1 protein-coding gene is annotated in these 284 nt (G+C 71.8%); it reads left to right on the forward strand.

The features are described 5' to 3' along the window. The coding region (locus tag IF09_RS0139640; RefSeq protein ID WP_030304473.1) for a helicase-related protein at positions 1-284 on the forward strand (284 nt) is incomplete at both ends.

Here is a 284-nt window from a genome sequence, read left to right on the forward strand (position 1 = left end):
CAGCCCCAGCGCACCCGCACCCTGGCCCAGTTCAAGACCGGGCACGTGACGGTGCTGGTGGCCACCAACGTCGCGGCCCGCGGCATCCACGTCGACAACCTGGACCTCGTGGTCAACGTGGACCCGCCCACCGACCACAAGGACTACCTCCACCGCGGCGGACGCACCGCCCGCGCGGGTGAGTCCGGCAGCGTCGTCACCCTCGTCACCCCCAACCAGCGACGCGACATGACCCGCCTCATGCAGGCCGCCGGGATCACCCCGCAGACCACCCAGGTCCGCTC

Origin of the sequence: Streptomyces katrae (assembly GCF_000717655.1) — a bacterium.
Taxonomy (GTDB): domain Bacteria; phylum Actinomycetota; class Actinomycetes; order Streptomycetales; family Streptomycetaceae; genus Streptomyces; species Streptomyces katrae_B.